This is a genomic window from Hydrogenophaga sp. UC242_53, from assembly GCF_042696965.1.
Classification (GTDB): Bacteria; Pseudomonadota; Gammaproteobacteria; order Burkholderiales; family Burkholderiaceae_C; genus Hydrogenophaga.
Map to the genome: position 1 here is coordinate 2,110,340 of NZ_CP170552.1, position 19,006 is coordinate 2,129,345.

The following is a 19,006-nucleotide window of genomic DNA, read 5'->3' on the forward strand; positions in this document are numbered from 1 at the left end:
CATGGCCGATGAAAATGTGCTGCTGGCTTCGCGCGACGGGCATGTGCTGCTCCTGAAGCTGAACCGGCCGGAACGCCGCAATGCGCTGTCGAAGGCCCTGATCCACGCGCTGTCCGAGGCGGTGCTGGCGGCGGGCGAAGACGGGGTCACGCGCTGTGTGGTCCTGACGGGCGAAGGTCCGGTGTTCTGCTCGGGCGCCGACCTGAAGGAGATGGGTCAGCAGGACGAACGCGCCAGCGAAGGCGAGGCCCCGCCGTGGCGCGGTCCGAACGCGCGCATCGAGCGCACGGTGTTCGAGGTCCTGCTGGACTGCCCGGTGCCCGTGGTGGCCGCGCTCAACGGAAGCGCGATGGCCGGTGGTTTCGAGTTGGCGCTGGCCTGCGACATCCGCCTGTCCCACTGGGGTGCGCGCTTCGGCTTGCCGGAGGCCAGGATCGGCCTGGGCGCGAACTTCGGCTCCGTCATGCTGGCCCGCCGCGTGGCGCCCGCGCTCGCGATGGAGCTGCTGTGCACGGGCGACGCCATGGACGCCGGGCGCGCATGGCACAGCGGCCTGCTCAACGCCCTGGTGGAAGAAGACCAGGTGCTCGCCAGCAGCATGGCGCTGGCGCAGCGGATCGCGTCGAACGCGCCGCTGTCCGTGCGGCGCATGAAGGCCAACGCCCTGAAGACGCTGGACATGCCGGTGGCCGCCGCGCTGCGCATGGAGATCGGCCCCAGCCCCTACACCAGCGAGGACCGCCGCGAAGGCGTGCGGGCCTTTCTCGAGAAGCGCGCGCCGGTGTGGCGCGGCCGCTGATCCCCACCTTCCGCCAACGACCGAACCCGATGACCCAACCGAGACCCGGTGGCGTGCCGCCACGCCTTTTCAATCCGCGCAGCATCGCCATCGTCGGTGCTTCCGCCGACCCGCTCAAGCTGAGCCACAGACCCCTGGAGTACCTGCGCCACGGCGGGTACGCGGGCGAGATCTTCGTGGTCAACGCGCGCGCCGACGAAGTGGCCGGCCTGCGTAGCTACGCCCGCATGGCCGATCTGCCGGCCGTGCCCGATGTCGCGTTCCTGGTGGTCCCCGGTGCGCAGGCCCTGCAGGCGGCGACGGAATGCGCCAAGCTCGGCGTGGGCTCGGCCGTGGTCGCGTCCACGGGCTTCGCGGAGGCGGGCGAGGAGGGCGCCGCGCGCCAGCTCGCGTTGACGGCGCTCACCCGGGAATGGGGCATCCGCTTCGTCGGGCCCAACACCAACGGCCTGTACGCCACCCACCAGCGCCTTTCGCTGGGCTACAACGCGGCGCACGCGCAGGTGCTCGCCGAAGGGCCGGTCTCCATCGTCTCGCACAGCGGCGCGCTGTTTTCCACCTTGTCCGCCCGCATGAACACGGGTGGCGTGGGTCTGTCCAAGTTCGTGGCGGTGGGCAACGAGGCGGACCTGGACATGCTCGACTTCTTCGAGTACCTGGTGAACGACCCGCAGACGCAGGTGATCCTGCTGGTGCTGGAGGCCTTGCGCGACGGCACCCGTTTCCTGGACATCGCCGCGCGCGCCCAGGCCGCGGGCAAGCCGGTGGCCGTGCTCAAGCTGGGCATGACACAGGCGGGCGCGGCGTCCACCAATGCGCATTCGAGCCGCCTGGCGGGCAGCGCGCGCGCCTACCGCGCCTTGCTGGACGCCGCGGGCGTGGCCCAGGTGAGTTCCGTCGAGGCGCTGGTGGCCTTCGCGCGCCTGGTGCAGAGCCAGCCGCCCGGTTGGCAGCCACGAGGCCTCGGGCTGGGGGTGCTCACCGCCTCGGGCGGCGGTGGCACGCTGATCGCCGATGCGGCGGTGGCCCAGGGACTCGAGGTCGCCGCCCTGAGCGACGCGGCGACCCAGGCCCTGACCCGCATCAAGGGATCGCCCGGCCTGCTGAACCCGCTGGACGTCACCAGCGTCGGCGGGACGCCCAGCAGCGGCGCGACGGCGGCCCTGCTGGCGGGCGATGGGCCGGTGGACGCCGTGGTCGCGTTCCTGCACACCTTGCCGTCGGCCGTGGGCCGGGAAACCTTCGCGCGCGCCATTGGCGATGCCCGGCGCGGCAGTGGAAAGCCGCACCTGGTCATCGCACCGGGCACGCTGCCCGCCGAGCAGGCGGCGCTGCTGGCATCCCAGGACGTGCCCGTCTTCACCGACAGCGCCAGCGCCATGGAAGCCCTGGCGGCTTTCATGAAAGCCGCGCGCAGCCGGCGATCGCGTGGGCCGGCAGACCCTGAGGTGAACCTGAGTGCCCTGCCGGCGGGCGCCGCCGGTCAGGCGCGCGCGCTCAACGAAATCGCCGCCATGCGCTTGTTCACCGAGGTCGGCATCCGCTGCGTGGCGCGCGCCATCGTGGCGGATGCCGCGGCGGCGAAGGCCTTCGCGGCGCAATGCGGCACCCCCATCGTGCTCAAGGGCGTGGTCGACGGGATCGAACACAAGTCGGACGTGGGGCTGGTGCAGCTCCATCTGGACACGCCCGACAAGGTGGCGCAGGCCTTCGAGCGCATCGGGCGCGCGATGGCGGGCTTGCCGGTGCCGGGCCACGTCTGCGCGCAGCAGATGATGCGGGGCGAACTCGAGCTCATCGTGGGTGTCGTGCACGAGGCCCCGCTGGGTCGCTTCCTGTTGATGGGCCTGGGCGGCCGGTACGCCGAAGCGATCGACGACGTGCAGCTGCTGCGCATGCCGGTGAGCCGCGACGAGATGCGGGCCTTCGTCCTGAAGGGCACCGTGGGGCGCGTCGTGACGGCCGCCCGATGGCCACGCGCCAGCACGCTGGAGGACCTCGTGGACGTGCTCGAGCGCCTGCAAACCCTGACCGCCAACCTTGGCCCCACCTTGCAGGCCATGGAAATCAACCCCTTGCTCATCGGCGACGCGGCACCCGTGGCGCTCGATGCCCTGATTGTTCTGACCACCGAAGGAGACCACCCGTGAGATTGGGCACCCTGCTGCGCGAAGGCGAGCACCACACCGTCCTGAAGCTGGACGACGACACCATCGTCGATCTGCACCTGGCCTTGCCGCTGCTTCAGCGCGAAGGCCAACTGAAGTGGCTTGCGCCTGGCGCGACCACCGACATCGTGCAACTGATCGCGCTGGATGAACGGGCGCTCGAGCTGGCCCAGGCGGTCGCGCAGGCCTTGCCCGGGCTCGGCGCCGCGCGGATCGCGCCCGATGCCTTGCGCCTGGCCGCGCCGATCCCGCGCACGCGCAAGAACGTCTTCTGCCTGGGGCGCAACTACGCCGAGCACATCCAGGAGGACAACACCTCGCGCGACAAGGCCACGCCCCTGCCCGAAGCGCCACAGTTCTTCACCAAACCCGCCACCTCGATCACCGGGCCGGACACCGACATCGAGCTGGACAGCGCGGTCACGCGGCGGCTGGACTACGAAGTGGAACTGGCCTTCGTCATCGGCCGGGGCGGCCGCGACATCCAGGCCAAGGACGCCTGGCGGCACGTCTTTGGCTACACCATCGTGAACGACGTGACCGCGCGCGACCTGCAGCGCCGCCACGACCAGTGGTTCAAGGGCAAGGGGCTGGACACCTTTTGCCCGATGGGGCCATGGATCGTGCACGCCAGCCAGATTCCCGACCCCCACGCCCTGCGCATTCAGCTGGACGTGAACGGCGAGCGCCGGCAGGACGCCAGCACCGCGGACATGATCTTCAGGATCCCGGCCATCATCGAGTCGCTGTCGGCCGGCCTGACGCTGGAGCCGGGCGACGTCATCGCCACCGGCACGCCCTCGGGCGTGGGTTACGCCATGAATCCGCGCTGCTTCCTGGCCGACGGGGATGTCGTCACCTGCCGCATCGAGGGCCTGGGCGAGTTGTCCAACCGGGTGCGGGCCCGCCCCGGGGCGGGCGTGTCCTGACTAGTTGGGCTGCGCGCCGGTCTCCTTGACCACCCGGGCCCACTTGGCCAGCTCCTTGTGCAGGTAGTCGCGCGATTCGGCGACGCTGCCGCCCAGGGGCTCGAAGCCGGTGGCGGCGAGCCTGGCCAGGAAGTCCGGGTCCTGCTGCAGGCGCGCCACCTCGCGGTTGACGCGCTGCAGGATGGCGTCGGGTGTCCTGGCGGGCGCGAACACGCCGACCCAGGTCACGTCCTCGAAGCCGGGGAAGCCCGATTCGGCCACGGTGGGCACGTCCGGCAGCGCGGCGGAGCGCTTGGAGCCGGTGACCACCAGGCCGCGCACCCGGCCGGACTTGACCAGCTCCACGGCCGCCGGCAGCGCCACGCTGGCCAGCTGGGTCTGCGCGCCCATGATGGAGTTGAGCGCCGGCCCCGCGCCCTGGAACGGCACGTGCGTGACCGGCACCTTGCCCAGCACCTTGAAGAGGTACTCGGCCGTCAGGTGCGGCGTGGTGCCCGCGCCGGCGGTGCCGTAGTTGTAGGTGCCGCCCTTGGCCTCTTCCATCACCTCCTTGAGGTTGCGCGGCTTGAGCGAAGGCGCGATCGCGATCAGGTTCGGGCTGGAGGCGACCAGGGGCTGCGCAGCGTCAGGTCTTTCTCGGCGTCGAAGCCGAGGTTGCGCTGCATCGACGGGTTCACCGCGTACGAGCTGGTGTTGATGAGCAGCGTGTAGCCGTCGGGCTCGGCGCGCGCCACCAGGGCCGAGGCCACGCTGCCGCCCGCGCCCGGGCGGTTGTCCACCACCACGCTCTGGCCGAACACCTCGCCCAGCTTCTGGCCCAGCAGGCGGGCGATGATGTCCGCCGGCCCCGCGGGCGCGAAGGCGACGACGAGGCGCACCGGCTTGGTGGGCCAGGGGGCAGAGGAGGCCGGCTGCTGGGCCAGGCCGAGCGCTGGGGCGGCCAGCAGGGCGGCCGCCAACAGGGTCCGCGCAAGGGATCGACGTTGCATGGTGGTTTGTCTCCTTTTGTTGTGAGGGGGATGCGCGCGCCGTCAGACCGTCTTCAGCACATGGCGCGCCATTTCTTCCCGGGTGCAGATCCAGACGTCGTCCGCGGCTTTGACGCGCGCCATGATTTCGTCGTAGACCCAGGCGCCGGACGGCCGGCCCATGACGTGCGTGTGCGCGGTGACGTCCAGCATCAGCGGCGCGCGCTCGGCGCGCATCGCGGCGAAGGTGTCGTCGAAGGTGTCGAGCATGTGGCGCGGGCCCTGGCCGTAGCGGATGCAGGTGGGCAGGTCGTTCACATCCATGGTCAGCGGGATGCCGACGATGCGCTGGCCGCCGAAATCCATCACGTAGGGGCGGTCGTCGTCGTTCACGTCGCCGTGGTGCAGGTAACCGGCCTCGGCCAGCAGGCGCGAGCTGATCGGGCTGCCCGTGCCGCGCGGGCTGATCCAGCCCGTGGGCGCGACGCCGGCCGTCTTGGTGAGCAGGTCGTGGTTGCGCCGCAGGTTGGCGCGCTCGCCGGCCTCGTCGAAGTACACCGGGATCACGTCCATGCCCCACGAGTGGTTGATGACCTCATGGCCCAACTCGGCGAGCTGGCGCACCGTGGCCGGATCGCGCTCGCAGATCACGCCGTTGACCATGATGCTGGTCTTGACGGCGTGCTTTTCGGCGATGGCCAGCAGGCGGTGGATGCCGCGCGTCAGGCCGAACGAGGCCCACGAATGCGCGTTGGTGTCGAAGAAGCCGGGCTTGAGCACGTTGCCCATGGGGCCGATGCCCGGCGCCTGGCCATCGGACCAGGCTTCGTAGGCGATGTTGAAGATGACGGCCAGCTGGCGGCCTCCGGGCCAGCGGAAGTCGTCGGGCAGTCGGGTCACGCGGGGTTCCATCAATGGTTCTCCTGGGCAATGGGGTTGGACAGCAGGCCGACGCCGTCGATCTCGATCTCGATGCGGTCGCCGGGCTGCATCCACACGGGGGGCTTGCGCGCATAACCGACGCCGGCCGGCGTGCCCATGGCGATCACGTCGCCGGGCTCCAGCGTGAGCACTTCCGAGAGCAGCACCAGCGCCTGGGCCACCGTCACCACCATGTGGCCGGTGTTGTCGCTCTGCATCACGCGGCCGTTCAGGCGCGACTCGATCTTCAGCCCGGTGGCGCCCGGCGGCAGGTCAGCCGCAGGCACCAGCCAGGGGCCGAACGCGCCGGTGCCGTCGAAGTTCTTGCCGATGGTCCATTGCGGCGTGCGGCGCTGGTAGTCGCGCAGCGTGCCGTCGTTGAAGCAGGCGTAACCGGCGACCGCCTGCAGCGCGTTGGCCTCGGTGAGGTGGCGCGCGCGCTGCCCGATCACCACGGCCAGTTCGGCCTCGAAGTCCAGCTTGTCGGAGACGCGGGGCCGCACCAGCGGCGCCTGGTGCGCGATCAGCGAGGTGGCGCCGCGCATGAAGAAGGCCGGGTACTCGGGTGCCGCGTTGCCGCCCTCGGCCGCGTGGGCGGCGTAGTTCAGGCCCAGGCAGATCACCTTGCCGGGCCGAGGCACGGGCGTGAGCCACTGGACGCGGGCGGCATCCAGGCGTTCGCCACGGGCCAGCGCCGCCGCACTGGCGCCGCCCGCCAGCCGTTGCAGCCAGGCGGCGGGGTCGTCACCCGCTGGCGCGGGGCCCAGATCGATGAGGTCGTCGCCCTGCTGGACGGCCCAATGGGCAGGCCCACCCGCAAGCGTTGCAATGCGCGCAAACTTTGGCATGATGTCGATAAATCCTTCGATACGTTGTTTTGTCGATAAAAATTATGCAACCGTTGTTGTTGTCGATAATTAAGTGAAAACCCTATGCAGACCGATGCCCCACCCGAGATTTCGACGCCCACGCTGACCCGCACCACCTACGACCGGCTGCGGGCCGACGTGCTGTCCGGCCGCTGGCAACCCGGCCGCAAGCTGTTGATGCATGAATTGCGCGAGCGCTACCAGGTGGGCGCGAGCCCGCTGCGCGAGGCGCTCAACCGCCTGGCCAGCGAGGAATGGGTGGTGCACAGCGACCAGCGCGGCTTCAGCGTGGCGCAGGCCACGCAGGCGCAGCTGGACGACCTGGTGTCCACGCGCATCGCCGTCGAGTCGATGGCCCTGGCGCAGGCCTTCGCGAAGCGCTCGGCGGCCTGGGAGGAAAAGGTGGTGCTGGCCTTCCACCGCCTGTCGCGAACGCCGCGCTCGGTGGGCGAGGCCGACTACGAGGAGAACCCGGAATGGGAGCGGCTTCACCGGGCGTTTCACGTCTCCCTGCTCGAAGGCTGCGGCTCCCCCCTGTTGCTGGGCTTCTGCGAACAGCTGTACGACCAGGCCTATCGCTACCGGCAGCTCGCGGCGCGCAAGGCCTACAAGCGCCGCAACGAGCTCGATGAGCACCGCGCCATCTTCGACGCGGTGATGGGCTCGCAGCTGGAAGAGGCGCAGCGCCTCATGGCCGAGCACTACCGGCGCACGGCGGGGATCTTCTTCGACGCCAGCGCCTAGGCCGGGGCGGGCGGCGCACCTGAACCGGCGGGGGAGCGGCAGGAAAATAATTCAACCGCAAGGAGCGGAGTGTCGGGAAGAGGGCGGGTTCCTAGACTCACTCCACCCTTTCGACACCAAGCGCCATGGCCATGCAGACCCGTTCCCTTTTCTGTTCCACCGACGACAGCACCGCGAAGCCCGACGCCAGCGGCTGGGCAGGCATGGCGCAGCGGCTGGACGCGCAGGGACATGCCGTGCTGCCTGGCCTCCTGACGGCGGCGCAATGCGAGGCACTGGCCGCGCTCTACCCGCAGGACAAGGGCTATCGCTCGCGGATCGTCATGGCCCGCCACGGATTCGGGCGCGGCGAATACAAGTACTTCGCGTACCCCTTGCCGGCGCTGATCGACCAGCTGCGCCATGCGCTGTACCCTCGGCTGGCACCGATCGCCAACCGCTGGAACCGGCAGCTGGGGATCGCGGTGCAATACCCCGACGAGCTGGATGATTTCCTTCACCGGTGCCACCAGGCCGGCCAGACCCGCCCCACGCCGCTGATCCTTCAATACGGCGAAGGCGACTACAACTGCCTCCACCAGGATCTGTATGGCGAGCACGTCTTTCCGCTGCAGGTGGCGATCCTGCTCTCGGAGCCGGGCCGGGACTTCGCCGGCGGCGAGTTCGTGATGACCGAGCTGTCCACCCGGGGCCAACGCGCGGAGGTCGTCGGGCTGCGCCAAGGGGATGCGGTGGTGTTCACCGTCCATCAACGGCCCGCGATGGGGCAGCGCGGCATCCGCAAGCTGGCCATGCGGCACGGCGTCAGCCGCGTCCGCAGCGGTCGGCGCCACACCGTCGGCCTGATCTTTCACGACGCGAGGTGAACATGCCATCGCTCGACCTTTTCGAGGCCACGGCGCAAGACGAGCGCCAGCGCCTGGGGCCCGCCGCGGTGGTGTTGCGCGGCTTCGCCTTGCCGTGCGTGCGTGAGCTGCTGCCCGCCATCGACGCCATCGAGGCCATCTCGCCGTTCCGGCACATGGTGACGCCCGGTGGCTTCACCATGTCGGTGGCATTGACCAACTGCGGCGCGCTGGGATGGACCACCGACCGGCGCGGCTACCGCTACAGCGCGGTCGATCCGGACACCGGCGCCCCCTGGCCGGCCATGCCGGCGGTGTTGGCCCGGCTGCGCACCCCAGGCGGCGGCCGCGGCGGGATTCGACGGCTTCGAGCCCGATGCCTGCCTCGTCAATCGCTACCGGCCCGGCAGCCGGCTTTCGCTGCACCAGGACCGGAACGAGCGCGACGACACCGCGCCCATCGTCTCCGTGTCGCTGGGCATGTCGGCCACGTTCCTGTTCGGTGCCAGGCGCGCACCGACCCCGTGCTCAAGGTGCCGCTGCACCATGGCGATGTGGTGGTGTGGGGCGGTGCCGATCGCCTGCGCTACCACGGCGTGATGCCGCTCAAGGAGGCGCCGCATGCGCTGCTCGGCAGCCAACGCCTCAATCTCACGTTCCGCAAAGCGGGATGACACCCGCCGACACCGAGTTTCTGCCATGAACACGACCCTTGCTTACGACACCGAAGACACCCGCTGGGCCGCCGTGCAGGCGCGGGACGTCGCCGCCGACGGCCATTTCGTCTACGCCGTGCGCACCACCGGCGTGTACTGCCCACCGAGTTCGATGGCGCGCAGTCCCAAGCGCGAGAACGTCGAGTTCTTCGACAGCGCCGAAGCCGCCGAGGCCGCGGGTTACCGCCCCAGCCGCCGCGCCCGCGCCGACCAGACCAGCGCCGCGGCCGAGCGCGCCGCGCTGGTGGCGCGCGCCTGCCGCGTGATCGAGGCATCGCAGACGCCTCCGTCGCTCGATGACCTGGCGCAGGAGGTGGGCATGAGCCCGTTCCACTTCCACCGCGTGTTCAAGGCCGAAACCGGGCTGACACCCAAGGCGTACAGCTCGGCCTACCGCGCCCGCAAGCTGCGTGGGGAACTGAGCAGCCCGCAGGCCTCGATCACCGATGCCATCTATGGCGCGGGCTTCAATTCCAACAGCCGGTTCTATGAAGCCGCTGACGATCTGCTGGGCATGCGCGCGCGCGACTACCGGGCAGGCGGTGCCGGCGCCGTCATCCGCTTCGCGGTGGGCCAGTGCTCGCTGGGCGCCATACTGGTGGCCCAGAGCCAGCGCGGCATCTGCGCGATCCTGCTGGGCGATGACCCCGAGCGGCTGGTGCGCGACCTGCAAGACCAGTTCCCCAAGGCCGAGATCATCGGGTGCGACGGTGAATTCGAAGACTGGATCGCCCAGGTGGTGGGGTTGATCGAAGCGCCAGCGGTCGGCCTGCACCTGCCTCTGGATGTGCAGGGAACGGCGTTCCAGGAACGCGTCTGGCGTGCGCTGCGCGAAATCCCGCCGGGCACGACCGCGAGCTACACGGAGATCGCCCGGCGCATCGGTGCTCCCAAGGCCGTGCGCGCCGTGGCGCAGGCCTGCGCGACGAACCCCATTGCCGTGGCCATTCCCTGCCATCGCGTCGTGCGCCGCGATGGCGAACTGGCCGGCTACCGCTGGGGCGTGGACCGCAAGCGCGAGTTGCTGCGCCGTGAGCTCGAGGCGTGACAGGGATTTTCATGACGTCACCCGACACCCTCATCGACCGCCTGGACTGGGCCGGCATCGGCGCACAGCTCGATGCCGAAGGCTGTTGCCTGTTGCCAGGCCTGCTGGGCGCCGAGGCTGCCCGGCGCCTGGCACGGAGGATGCCGGCAGCGGCAGACGGGGAGGGCGCATCGCGGCGCGGGGCCGATCCGGGCAACGCCGAGGTGTTCTATTTCGACGCGGCGCTGCCGGCGCCACTGGACGCCTGGCGCACGGCGTTCTACGGTCATCTGGCCGTGATCGCCAATCGCTGGAACGACACACTGGGCATGGACGACCGTTATCCCGCGACCTTGGGCGATTTCCTGCGGCGCAACCGCAAGGCGGGTCAGGCGCGAGGGCAGTCCTACCTGAGCCGGCTTGGCGTGGAAGACCATGTGCCGCTGCACCAGCGCAACGCCGGCGAACAGGTGTTTCCGTTGCAGCTCGTGGCATTGCTGTCCGAGCCGGGCACCGATTTCCAGGGCGGCGAATTCGTGATGACGGAACAACGTCCCCGCACGCAGTCGCGCCCGATGGTGCTGCCGCTTGGGCTCGGGGACGCGGCCCTCATCGCCACGGCGCAGCGCCCGTTCAAGGGAAGCAAGGGGCACTACCAGGTCAACCTCAAGCACGCCATCGGCCGCGTGCGCCAGGGGGAGCGCATCGGTCTGGAGTTGTCGTTCCACGATGCCCCGTAGAGCGGGGACTCCGGCGGCCGATCAGCCGCGCCGTTCGATCTTGTTCTTCAGCAGGTCGACCAGGGTGTCCGTGGGTGTCACGTCGGCGTACTTGCTCGCCATGTCGAACAGGTTGACCGCGTGCGAGGTTTGCGAGCGGTCGTAAACGGCGTCCTGTGGCACGACCACCTTGAAGTTGAGCGCGCAGGCGTCCACCACCGTGGCGCGCACGCAGCCGCTGGTGGTGCAGCCGGTGACCACGACGGTGTCGACGCCGAGGCTCACCAGGTAGCTCGTGAGGGCCGTGCCGTGGAAAGCGCTGGCCTGGAACTTCGGGATGGTGATGTCGCCTTCGCGGGGGGCGACCTCGGCGACGAAGGCATACGCCTGCTCCGGAACGTCCATCACCCCGGGCACCTTGGTCTCGAACTGGCCGCGGTTGTGCGCCGACTTGTGCGCCACGTACGGATACAGGATGGGTGCGTTGAGTTGGCGGAACGTCTCGACCAGCCGCGCGATGTGCGGCACCGCCCGCCAGCCGTACTCGCCGCAGCTGGTGGGCAGGGTGAGAATGGCCTCCTGGATCGGCAAGGGCTGTTCACCCATGGATCGGTATTGCACATCAATCACCAGCAGGGCCGGTCGTCGTCCGATGCCGCTGGGCATGCCCCAACCGGACTGCCGGTAGATGGCCTGCTCTTCAGGAGGGATGACCCCGTCCCAAGGGCGCGCTTGAGGATCTGCAGCGCTCATCTTCAGATCTCCACCGTGGTCGCGTCGTAGGACACCAGCCAGTCGTAGCGCTCGCGCACGGCCTGGGGCGCCCAGGCCTTCTGAATGTAGGGGCGCGCGGTCTCGATGCTTTCCAGCGCCGGGCTGTGGAACACGTGCAGCATGTCGAGCGAACTGGCCTTGGTCTGGTTGGCGCGCGAAACACGGGCGGTGTCGTAGCGCTTCAGTGCGCTCGCCACGTCATTTGGCGATTCGGAGAGGCAGCGCGCCAGCACATAGGCGTCTTCCATGGTCACGTTGACCCCCATGCCCAGGTAAGGCGTCATCGAGTGGCAGGCGTCGCCGACCAGCGTGACGTGTCCCTTGGACCAGGCCTCCAGCGGATCGCGCACGAAGAGACCCCAGCGGAACAGGTTCTCCGATTGGATGAACAGGTCCAGGATGTCCTGGTGCCAGCCCTCGAAATCCTTGAGCGCGTCGGCGAGCTCGCCGCGCTCCGACCACGATTCGGTCTGCCACAGGTCGCTGTCGACCTGCGCCGAGAAGCTCACGAACTGCTCGCCGTTGCGCTGCACAGGGTAGGTGGTCACGTGCGCGGTCGGTCCGACCCAGGTCGAGGCCAGGGGCCTGCGGTGTTGCGGTTTGAGCCGCGACATCGCCGCGAGGCCGCGCCAGGCATTGGCACCGGTGTAGCGCGCCGGCGCCTCGCCGAAGAGGGACTGGCGAACGCGCGAATGCGCGCCGTCGCAACCGACCACCACATCACCCTCGACGAAACCTCCACCATCGAGCAACAGCCGCGCACGGCCATCGACCGTGTCCGCGCCCAGCGAGCGCACACCGAAGTGCACCGCATCCGGCTTGAGCGCGATCACGGCCTCGAACAGCACGCGCTGCAGCTCGGCGCGCAGCACCTGGATCAGCGTGTGATCGGCCTTGGAGGAGGGGGCATCGCGGTTGTAGACCGAGTGTTCCTCGCCGGTCTTCCAATAGCGCACGACACGGTCCTGGGGCGGGAGGTTGATGGCTTCGACCGTCTTCTTCAGGCCCAGCGTGTCGAGCACCTTGCCTCCGTTGGCCGAGATCCACAAGCCGGCCCCCACCTCGCGCAGCTCCGACGACTGTTCGTAGACGTCGACATCCATGCCCATCTTCAGCAGCGCCACGGCGAGCGTGAGCCCGCCCATGCCAGCGCCCGCGATGATCACGTGGGGGCGCTTATCTCCTTGTACCTTGTCTGTCATTGTTGCTCCGATGAAAAACGTTCTGGGTTGTGGGCGAGGTCCAGAATGGCCTCGATGATCTTGACGTAGCCGGTGCATCGGCAGAGGTTGCCGCGCAGGTAATGTCGAACGGTGTCCTCCGTCGGCCGGGGGTCGACGGCGAGCAGCGACTTCACGGCCAGGATCATTCCCGGCGTGCAGAAGCCGCATTGCAGTGCGCCATGGGCGATGAAGGCCCGCTGCACAGGGTCCAGCCGCCCGCCGGCGGCGACCCCTTCGATGGTGGTCACACTGCGCTCGTGCACATCGCTGCACAGCGTGGTGCAGCTGGAGGCGGGCATGCCGTCCACCAGCACGGTGCAAGCGCCGCACACCTGCACGTCGCAGGAACGCTTGGTGCCCTTGAGGCGCAAGCGGTCGCGCAACACATCGATCAGCATGTCGCGCGGCTCGACGTCGACCGAGGTCGGCCGTCCGTTGAGCGTCATGTCCACGCGCGTGAGGGGGAATTCGGGGGAACTCGAATCGTTCATGTCAGGCAGGCCTCGATGGCGCGCTGGGCCAGCACCTGGACCAGATGGCGCTTGTAGTCCGCACCGCCGTGCAGATCGTCGTGTGCAGGAATGCGGGTCGCTTCGGCGGCCAGCACCGGCGCCAGGCGATTCCAGATCTCGGTCGGCGGCAGGTCGGCGGGGAGGGTGTTCGCCGCGGCCTGCGTCTCGGGCAGGGGGATGGGCACACCGGTGATGGCGCCGGCCCACAGCGACAAGCGCTGCGGCCCTTTGCGGGACCAGACAGCGGCCACGCCCACGGCGGGGCGTTCGGTGTGCCCGAAGCAGCGGTAGGCCGAGCGCGCACCGGGCGGCTGCGGTGGCACTTCGATCGCCACCAGGATTTCGTTTTCCTCGCGCGCCGTGGTGAACTCCCCCAGGTGGAATTCGCGCGACGGCAAGGTTCGCGCCGACCCGTGGCTCGCCAGCGCCATGCGCGCATCCAGCGCGCACAGCATGGTGGGTGCATCGGCATGCGGCTCGGCGAAGCACAGGACCCCGCCCAGGGTGCCGGCCACACGCACCCGGATGTTGGCCACGTTGTCGCTCAGCTCGGCGTAGCCCGGCAAGAGCCGCTGCACGAGCGGATCGCGCGCGATGGCATGGTGGGTGGAGAGCGCGCCGATCACCAGCGTGCCGTCCTCGCGCAGGTGGATGCGGCGCAGCTCCGGCACTTGCTTGAGGTCGATCACGTGGTCGTAGTGCAGCACGCGCGCCTTCAGCGCCACCAGCAGCTCCGTGCCGCCGGCGTGAAACGTGGATTCATCGCCGTACACGGCCTTGAATGCCAGGGCATCCTCCAGGCTCGTGGGGCGATGAAGTTCGAAACGGGCGGGGCGCATCAGTCCTCCTTCTGACCCAGTCCGGCCGCCACGCCCAGCAGGGGCGCCACCAGCCACCACCAGGGTGCCTGGCCCAGCAGGTGGGCGACATGCGCCACCGCAAAAGCGACCCCGACGCTCACGCCCACGCGGGGCCAGACCAACACCAGTTCGACGCGGCGTGGTCGGGTCCGTGTCGCTGCGGTCGGCGCGGCCGGTGCCGCACCGGGTCGCGGTGCGACGGCGGTTCGCGCTTCGGGCTTGTGGGCGCTTGCCGCAGGCGCCTGGGCCGCGGAGGGTGCCCGAGCGACCCCGAATGACGCCAGCTCGTCGCGCAGGCGTTGCTCGAATTCGGCGAACAACTCGTCGGATCGCTTTTTCACGACCGGGTAACCCAGCGCGGCCAATCGGCCCGCCACCTGCATCTGCGCGTCCACCGCGAGCCGGCATTGGCGCGGCTGCGTATCACTCAGCTCTTCCAGATCCACCTTCATGCGCACGTCGATCGTGGTGCCGGTGAATTTGTCGCGACCGCTGGCGCTGAGCTCGACGTGCTTTTCCAGGGTGTGCGATTCGAGAACGATGCGCGTGGGCACCTCGAGTTTGAACGGGCCGATCTTCTGCTTCATCACCGCGGAGAATTCCTTGAGCGGCTCGACCTCGGTGACGTTCTCGCAGCCGGGGATCAACCCGGCGACACGCTGCACATCAAAGAAGATGGCCCAGAGTTGAGCGGCCGTCGCGGGCAGGGTGGCGTCGATCTTGAAATCCATGCAAGTCTCTCATTGGTTGTTGGTTTCGGCCTTGGCAGCCTGCAGTGCGCGCCAGACGCGCTCCGGCGTCAGCGGCAGCTCCTTGATGCGCACGCCCCAGCCTTGGAAGAGCGCGTTGCGCAACGGCTGGGGCCACCGGAAGGATGGCGCCTTCGCCGCCGCCGCGCGCGCCGAAGGGCCCGGGGCCGTCGCCGCTTTCGATCAGCGTGGTGGCCACGTGCCGCGGCGCGTCTTCCATCGTCGGGACCTTGTAGTCGAACAGGGTGCCGTTGACGACCTGGCCGTCCTCGTAGACGTACTCTTCGGACAGCGTGTGTCCCAGGCCCATGACCATGGCGCCTTCATCCTGGCCTTCGGCCGCCTTCCGGTTGATCACATGCCCCAGATCGGCCGCGCCACCCACGCGCATCACTCGGATGGCGCCGGTGCCTTCGTCGACCTCGATCTCGCAGGCGCCCGCGCCGGTTTCCCAGAACAGGGGCGCGAGCTTGAAATCGCCGTTGTGGGTGTTCGAGTTCACGCGGCCCACGCCCAGAAACTCGCCAGCGGCCATGCCGTTGAAGCGGCGCAGCAGGTCGAGGATGGACAGCGGCCCGCCCGGCCCTTCAACGCAACTCTCGCCCAGCTGGTACGCCTGCGGCGATCCGCCCAGCACCTGGGCGGCCGTTTCCTGCACCTGGCGCACGATGTCTTCGCAGGCCATCTGCACGGCCAGGCCGATGATGACCGTCGAACGGCTGGCGCCGGTGCCCCAGTCGTAGGGCGCCTGAAGCGTGTCCGGCTCGGCCACGGCGATCCTGCGCAGCGGCTGCCCGAGTGCCTTGTGCGCGATGATGCGCAGCACGCCTCGACTGCCCTGGCCGATCTCCACGGTGTTGGCCGACACGTTGATCGAGCCGTCGGCACGCAAGCGCACGATGGCGCCGCCGACCGGGACGATGCCGGGATCGCTCACTCCCACCGCCACGCCTCGGCCGCGGCGGCGCGCGTCCGTGGGCTCCGGCAGGCTCTCGAGCGCGGCCACGGCTTTGCGCAGCGAGTTGCGCATGTCGACATCCAGCGGGCGCAGGTCGGGCTTGATCGTCTGGCCCTTGTCGGCCATGTTGGCCAGGCGGAATTCGACCGGATCGCGACCGAGCGCCGAGGCCATGATGTCCATCTGCGACTCCGTGGCCCACACCGCCTGTGGCCCGCCGATGGATCGGAACGCCGCGCCGGGCACGGTGTTGGTGTACACCCCGACGGCCTCGAGCCGCAGGTTCGGGATGTGGTACGGCCCGATGGCGCGGATGGCCGCCTTGATGGCAATGGCCGGGCCCGTGTCGGCGTAGGCCCCGCCATTGAGAACGGCGCGGATCGACTTGGCCACGATGCGGCCCGTGCCATCGACCGCGGTCTTGAGCGAAATCTCGGCGTCGAGTCGACGGCAGGTCAGCATGGACTCGGCGATGGTGAGGCACACGCGCACCGGCGCGCGCGCCTTCCACGACAAGGCGGCCACCAAGGGGTCGATCTTCACGGAGGCCTTGCCGCCAAAGCCGCCGCCGACATAGGGCGAGTGCACGCGCACGCAGGCCAGCGGCACGCCGAGAATCTCGGAACACACGCGCTGAATGGCGGTGGGCGTCTGGCCCCCGCTCCAGATCTCCAGCGATCCGGGTTTCCAGTGCGCCACGCACACATGGGGTTCCATCGCGTAATGGAACACCATGGGGAAGGTGAAGGTGTCTTCAAAAACCCTCGCCGCGCTCGAAAAGGCCTGGTCGACATCCCCGCAGGCGTACTGCCATTGCTGGAAGATGTTGGTGCCCTCCACGGGCGCTGCTTCGCCGCGGAAGTAATAGTCCTTGAGCCGGTCCATGTCGTCATGCACCAGCGCCGCACCTTCGGCCATCGCCTCCTGCGCGGTGGTGGCATAGGGCAGGGTGTCGTAGTCGACGGTGATGGCGTCGAGCGCTTCCTCCGCCGTGCCTTCGTCCACCGCCGCCACGGCGGCCACCGGATCGCCCACATAGCGGACCTTGTCCAGCGCGATCACGGGCCGATCGCGCAGCGACAGACCCCAACGGATCTCGGTGCCGGGCAGGTCCTTCAGGTCGTCGCCGGTGAGCACCGCCACCACGCCGGGCATCGCCAAGGCAGCGCTGACGTCGATGCGGCGGATGCGCGCGTGGGGCACGGTGCTGCGCAGGATTTTCCCGTGCAGCATGCCGGGCACTTCCACGTCACTGGCGTAGACCGCCGTGCCGGTGACCTTCTGCAGGTAGTCGGCGCGGGGTTCTTCGTGAAGCGTGAGAGGGAGAGGGGCGTGCATGGCGGCGTGAATCAATCCAGCGTGATGTCGGCGCGCGTGATCACCTCTTTCCACATCGTCGTCTCGCTCGACTGGCGCTTGCTCAGTTCCTCCGGCGAGCTGGAGGCGGGTTCGACGCCGACGGCGTGCAAGCGCTCCTTGACTTCGGCCGAAGCCATGGTCTTCGCGATTTGCGGCACCAGCTTGGCGACCACGCTCTTGGGCATGCCGGAGGGACCGTAGAGGGCAAACCACGTCACCGCCTCGAAGCCGGGGAGCACCGTTTCGGCCAGGGTGGGCACGTTGGGCAAGGCCTGGGCGCGCCTGGCGGTGGTCACCGCCAGCGCCTTGAGCTTGCCGGACTTGATGTCGCGAAGCACCGCCGGACCTTGTTCGATGGCCATCACGGTGCGGCCACTGATCAAGTCCACCACCATCGGGCCGCTGCCCTTGTAGTGAACGCTGAACGTGTCGACACCGGCGCGCTGCTTGAACAGCTCCATGAACACGTGCTGCGAGGTGCCTTTGCCGGCCGAGCCGTAGCCGAACTTGCCGGGGTTGGCCTTGAGATAGGCGATCAGATCCTGGATGGTGTCCACCGGCAGCGTGGTGGGCACCACGACATACGAGGGGTTCAGGCCCAGCAGCGAAATCGGCTCAACACGTTGCGAGACCTCTTTCATCCGCTCGTTCAGCTGGGGGAGCACGGAGAACATCGACGACGCGCCGATCAGCAGCGTGTGGCCGTCGGCCGGCTGACGAGACACATGGTCCGCGCCGATCATCCCGGACGCCCCCGCCTTGTTGTCGACCACCGTGGGCTGGCCCCACTCGGCCAGGCCGTTCGCCACCGAACGCGCATACAGGTCGGTGGCGCCGCCGGGCGGGTAGGGTGCCACGATCGTGATGAGCTTGTTGGGGTATGCCTGGGCTTGAACGCCCGTGGCGGCGAGGGCGAGGCCGGCACCACAGAGGGCCAGCGCGATTTTTTTCCATGGGGACATGCGGAAACTCCTGAAAGGTTGAGGCCAAGAAGTCTTCGATATTCTGTTTGAGGGAACATCGTTCTGCTGAAGAGAACCTCATTTTGTACAGCAGCACGGCATAATGTCAAGCAGAATGTTTGCCAATCCCCTTGCTCGTCCATGACCAAAGACCCAGAGAGTGATCCGAAGCCGGGTGGTGTCGCTGCTGTCGAGCGCGCATTCGCCATCCTCAATGCCTTTCAACCGGGCGACGCTTCGCTGCCGCTGAACGAACTCGCGCGGCGCACGGGGATGTACAAGAGCACGATCCTGAGGCTGATCGCCACGCTGGTGCAGGAGCACTGCATCGTGCGACTGGACGACGGCAGCTACCAGCTCGGCTCCATGCTGCTGCACTGGGGTGGTCTGTACCAGGCGGCGCTTCGCCTGGACGACCATGTGCCGCCCATCCTGCGCCGGCTCGCTCAGGAAACCGGCGAGGGTGCATCGTTCTTCACCCGCGAAGGATCGCTGCGCGTGTGCCTGTTCCGCGTGGATTCTTCGCGCTCCGTTCGCGACCACGTGCACACCGGTGATTTGCTGCCGCTGGACAAAGGGGCCGCGGGCCGTGTGCTGGCCGGCTTCGACCGCGCGCTGGTGGATCCGTCCCAGTTCCCGTCTCAGCCCTTGATCGCGACCGTGGGTGAGCGCGAGCCCGACATCGCGGCCATTGCCGCGCCGGTCTTCGGGCCCCAGGGCAGCCTGCGCGGCGCCTTGGCCATCTCCGGACCGGCCATGCGCTTTTCCATCGACCTCGTGCCCGGCATGTCGCAGGCCCTGCTCAAGGCGGCATCGGAGCTGACGCGCCGCCTGGGCGGCGACTCGACCCTGCTGGACCGGGCCGAGTCGATCAACATGATCTCCCGGCCGGCCCCTTGAGCCT

The 19,006-nt window shown here is 68.9% G+C and carries 19 protein-coding genes and 1 pseudogene; 9 read left to right on the forward strand and 11 right to left on the reverse strand.

Annotation, left to right across the window (positions count from 1 at the left end):
• Nucleotide 1 precedes the first annotated feature (1 nt).
• From ACFJI0_RS10580 to ACFJI0_RS10590, 3 genes are read left to right on the forward strand one after another with little or no spacing between them, the layout of a single operon-like run.
• A complete protein-coding gene (locus ACFJI0_RS10580) occupies nucleotides 2-799 on the forward strand; it encodes an enoyl-CoA hydratase/isomerase family protein (RefSeq protein WP_382324819.1) in 798 nt (265 codons plus the stop codon).
• A 29-nt stretch (nucleotides 800-828) separates the two neighbouring features.
• Entirely contained in the window at nucleotides 829-2,949 is a 2,121-nt protein-coding gene (locus tag ACFJI0_RS10585; protein WP_382324821.1) for an acetate--CoA ligase family protein, read from the forward strand.
• Nucleotides 2,946-3,896 (forward strand): fumarylacetoacetate hydrolase family protein, encoded by a 951-nt coding sequence (locus ACFJI0_RS10590; protein ID WP_382324823.1) that lies wholly within the window; start codon nucleotides 2,946-2,948, stop codon nucleotides 3,894-3,896. The genes ACFJI0_RS10585 and ACFJI0_RS10590 overlap by 4 nt, the downstream gene beginning before the upstream one ends.
• Here ACFJI0_RS10590 and ACFJI0_RS10595 read toward each other — a convergent pair whose 3' ends face one another.
• The 4 genes from ACFJI0_RS10595 to ACFJI0_RS10610 are packed head-to-tail and all read right to left on the reverse strand — an operon-like array spanning nucleotide 3,897 to nucleotide 6,633.
• On the reverse strand, nucleotides 3,897-4,508 hold the full coding sequence (locus tag ACFJI0_RS10595; protein ID WP_382325604.1) for a tripartite tricarboxylate transporter substrate-binding protein: 612 nt from the start codon (nucleotides 4,506-4,508) through the stop codon (nucleotides 3,897-3,899). It abuts the gene before it with no gap.
• On the reverse strand, nucleotides 4,484-4,885 hold the full coding sequence (locus ACFJI0_RS10600) for a tripartite tricarboxylate transporter substrate-binding protein (RefSeq protein WP_382324825.1): 402 nt from the start codon (nucleotides 4,883-4,885) through the stop codon (nucleotides 4,484-4,486). Before ACFJI0_RS10600 ends, ACFJI0_RS10595 begins: the two co-directional genes overlap by 25 nt.
• 42 nt (nucleotides 4,886-4,927) lie before the next feature.
• Entirely contained in the window at nucleotides 4,928-5,764 is an 837-nt protein-coding gene (locus ACFJI0_RS10605; protein WP_382324827.1) for a polysaccharide deacetylase family protein, read from the reverse strand.
• An 11-nt stretch (nucleotides 5,765-5,775) separates the two neighbouring features.
• Complete coding sequence (locus ACFJI0_RS10610) at nucleotides 5,776-6,633, reverse strand: fumarylacetoacetate hydrolase family protein (RefSeq protein WP_382157966.1); 858 nt, start codon at nucleotides 6,631-6,633, stop codon at nucleotides 5,776-5,778.
• Between the two features lie 84 nt (nucleotides 6,634-6,717).
• Here ACFJI0_RS10610 and ACFJI0_RS10615 point away from each other — a divergent pair, with 84 nt between their 5' ends.
• The 5 genes and pseudogenes from ACFJI0_RS10615 to ACFJI0_RS10635 all read left to right on the forward strand — a co-directional run bounded on the left by ACFJI0_RS10615 (nucleotide 6,718) and on the right by ACFJI0_RS10635 (nucleotide 10,726).
• Nucleotides 6,718-7,398, forward strand: a complete 681-nt coding sequence (locus tag ACFJI0_RS10615) for a GntR family transcriptional regulator (protein WP_382324829.1) — start codon at nucleotides 6,718-6,720, stop codon at nucleotides 7,396-7,398.
• Nucleotides 7,399-7,601: 203 nt separating this feature from the next.
• Nucleotides 7,602-8,264, forward strand: a complete 663-nt coding sequence (locus tag ACFJI0_RS10620) for a 2OG-Fe(II) oxygenase (RefSeq protein WP_382325606.1) — start codon at nucleotides 7,602-7,604, stop codon at nucleotides 8,262-8,264.
• 2 nt (nucleotides 8,265-8,266) lie between these two features.
• Nucleotides 8,267-8,917, forward strand: a pseudogene (gene alkB / locus ACFJI0_RS10625) (DNA oxidative demethylase AlkB).
• 25 nt (nucleotides 8,918-8,942) lie between these two features.
• The gene (gene ada / locus ACFJI0_RS10630) at nucleotides 8,943-10,007 is read left to right on the forward strand and encodes a bifunctional DNA-binding transcriptional regulator/O6-methylguanine-DNA methyltransferase Ada (protein WP_382324831.1); all 1,065 of its coding nucleotides are present in this window, start codon (nucleotides 8,943-8,945) and stop codon (nucleotides 10,005-10,007) included.
• Nucleotides 10,008-10,018: 11 nt separating this feature from the next.
• The gene (locus tag ACFJI0_RS10635; protein ID WP_382324833.1) at nucleotides 10,019-10,726 is read left to right on the forward strand and encodes a 2OG-Fe(II) oxygenase; all 708 of its coding nucleotides are present in this window, start codon (nucleotides 10,019-10,021) and stop codon (nucleotides 10,724-10,726) included.
• A gap of 21 nt (nucleotides 10,727-10,747) precedes the next feature.
• On the opposite strand, the gene ACFJI0_RS10640 is transcribed toward ACFJI0_RS10635, so the two are convergent.
• Genes ACFJI0_RS10640 through ACFJI0_RS10670 form a run of 7 tightly spaced genes read right to left on the reverse strand, consistent with a single transcriptional unit; the run spans nucleotide 10,748 to nucleotide 18,102 of the window.
• On the reverse strand, nucleotides 10,748-11,458 hold the full coding sequence (locus ACFJI0_RS10640) for an isochorismatase family protein (RefSeq protein WP_382157956.1): 711 nt from the start codon (nucleotides 11,456-11,458) through the stop codon (nucleotides 10,748-10,750).
• 2 nt (nucleotides 11,459-11,460) lie between these two features.
• Entirely contained in the window at nucleotides 11,461-12,645 is a 1,185-nt protein-coding gene (locus ACFJI0_RS10645) for an FAD-dependent oxidoreductase (protein WP_382324835.1), read from the reverse strand.
• Nucleotides 12,646-12,677: 32 nt separating this feature from the next.
• Entirely contained in the window at nucleotides 12,678-13,193 is a 516-nt protein-coding gene (locus tag ACFJI0_RS10650; RefSeq protein WP_382324836.1) for a (2Fe-2S)-binding protein, read from the reverse strand.
• Nucleotides 13,190-14,053, reverse strand: a complete 864-nt coding sequence (locus ACFJI0_RS10655) for an FAD binding domain-containing protein (protein WP_382324838.1) — start codon at nucleotides 14,051-14,053, stop codon at nucleotides 13,190-13,192. Before ACFJI0_RS10655 ends, ACFJI0_RS10650 begins: the two co-directional genes overlap by 4 nt.
• Nucleotides 14,053-14,805, reverse strand: a complete 753-nt coding sequence (locus ACFJI0_RS10660; protein ID WP_382324840.1) for a CoxG family protein — start codon at nucleotides 14,803-14,805, stop codon at nucleotides 14,053-14,055. Before ACFJI0_RS10660 ends, ACFJI0_RS10655 begins: the two co-directional genes overlap by 1 nt.
• On the reverse strand, nucleotides 14,741-17,119 hold the full coding sequence (locus ACFJI0_RS10665; RefSeq protein ID WP_382324842.1) for a xanthine dehydrogenase family protein molybdopterin-binding subunit: 2,379 nt from the start codon (nucleotides 17,117-17,119) through the stop codon (nucleotides 14,741-14,743). The genes ACFJI0_RS10660 and ACFJI0_RS10665 overlap by 65 nt, the downstream gene beginning before the upstream one ends.
• Nucleotides 17,120-17,130: 11 nt before the next feature.
• Nucleotides 17,131-18,102 carry a Bug family tripartite tricarboxylate transporter substrate binding protein gene (locus ACFJI0_RS10670; protein WP_382324844.1) on the reverse strand — a complete coding sequence of 324 codons (972 nt, stop codon included), beginning with the start codon at nucleotides 18,100-18,102 and terminating at the stop codon, nucleotides 17,131-17,133.
• A gap of 141 nt (nucleotides 18,103-18,243) precedes the next feature.
• Between ACFJI0_RS10670 and ACFJI0_RS10675 the strand changes: the two genes are divergently transcribed.
• The gene (locus ACFJI0_RS10675; RefSeq protein ID WP_382157941.1) at nucleotides 18,244-19,002 is read left to right on the forward strand and encodes an IclR family transcriptional regulator; all 759 of its coding nucleotides are present in this window, start codon (nucleotides 18,244-18,246) and stop codon (nucleotides 19,000-19,002) included.
• Nucleotides 19,003-19,006: the final 4 nt, after the last annotated feature.

Coding starts and splice junctions, on each gene's coding strand:
- ACFJI0_RS10580 (WP_382324819.1), top strand. CDS start 2: ATGGCCGATGAAAATGTGCTGCTGGCTTCGCGCGACGGGCATGTGCTG.
- ACFJI0_RS10585 (WP_382324821.1), top strand. CDS start 829: ATGACCCAACCGAGACCCGGTGGCGTGCCGCCACGCCTTTTCAATCCG.
- ACFJI0_RS10600 (WP_382324825.1), bottom strand. CDS start 4,885: ATGCAACGTCGATCCCTTGCGCGGACCCTGTTGGCGGCCGCCCTGCTG.
- ACFJI0_RS10610 (WP_382157966.1), bottom strand. CDS start 6,633: ATGCCAAAGTTTGCGCGCATTGCAACGCTTGCGGGTGGGCCTGCCCAT.
- ACFJI0_RS10615 (WP_382324829.1), top strand. CDS start 6,718: ATGCAGACCGATGCCCCACCCGAGATTTCGACGCCCACGCTGACCCGC.
- ACFJI0_RS10620 (WP_382325606.1), top strand. CDS start 7,602: ATGGCGCAGCGGCTGGACGCGCAGGGACATGCCGTGCTGCCTGGCCTC.
- ada (WP_382324831.1), top strand. CDS start 8,943: ATGAACACGACCCTTGCTTACGACACCGAAGACACCCGCTGGGCCGCC.
- ACFJI0_RS10635 (WP_382324833.1), top strand. CDS start 10,019: ATGACGTCACCCGACACCCTCATCGACCGCCTGGACTGGGCCGGCATC.
- ACFJI0_RS10640 (WP_382157956.1), bottom strand. CDS start 11,458: ATGAGCGCTGCAGATCCTCAAGCGCGCCCTTGGGACGGGGTCATCCCT.
- ACFJI0_RS10650 (WP_382324836.1), bottom strand. CDS start 13,193: ATGAACGATTCGAGTTCCCCCGAATTCCCCCTCACGCGCGTGGACATG.
- ACFJI0_RS10655 (WP_382324838.1), bottom strand. CDS start 14,053: ATGCGCCCCGCCCGTTTCGAACTTCATCGCCCCACGAGCCTGGAGGAT.
- ACFJI0_RS10660 (WP_382324840.1), bottom strand. CDS start 14,805: ATGGATTTCAAGATCGACGCCACCCTGCCCGCGACGGCCGCTCAACTC.
- ACFJI0_RS10665 (WP_382324842.1), bottom strand. CDS start 17,119: ATGCACGCCCCTCTCCCTCTCACGCTTCACGAAGAACCCCGCGCCGAC.
- ACFJI0_RS10670 (WP_382324844.1), bottom strand. CDS start 18,102: ATGTCCCCATGGAAAAAAATCGCGCTGGCCCTCTGTGGTGCCGGCCTC.
- ACFJI0_RS10675 (WP_382157941.1), top strand. CDS start 18,244: ATGACCAAAGACCCAGAGAGTGATCCGAAGCCGGGTGGTGTCGCTGCT.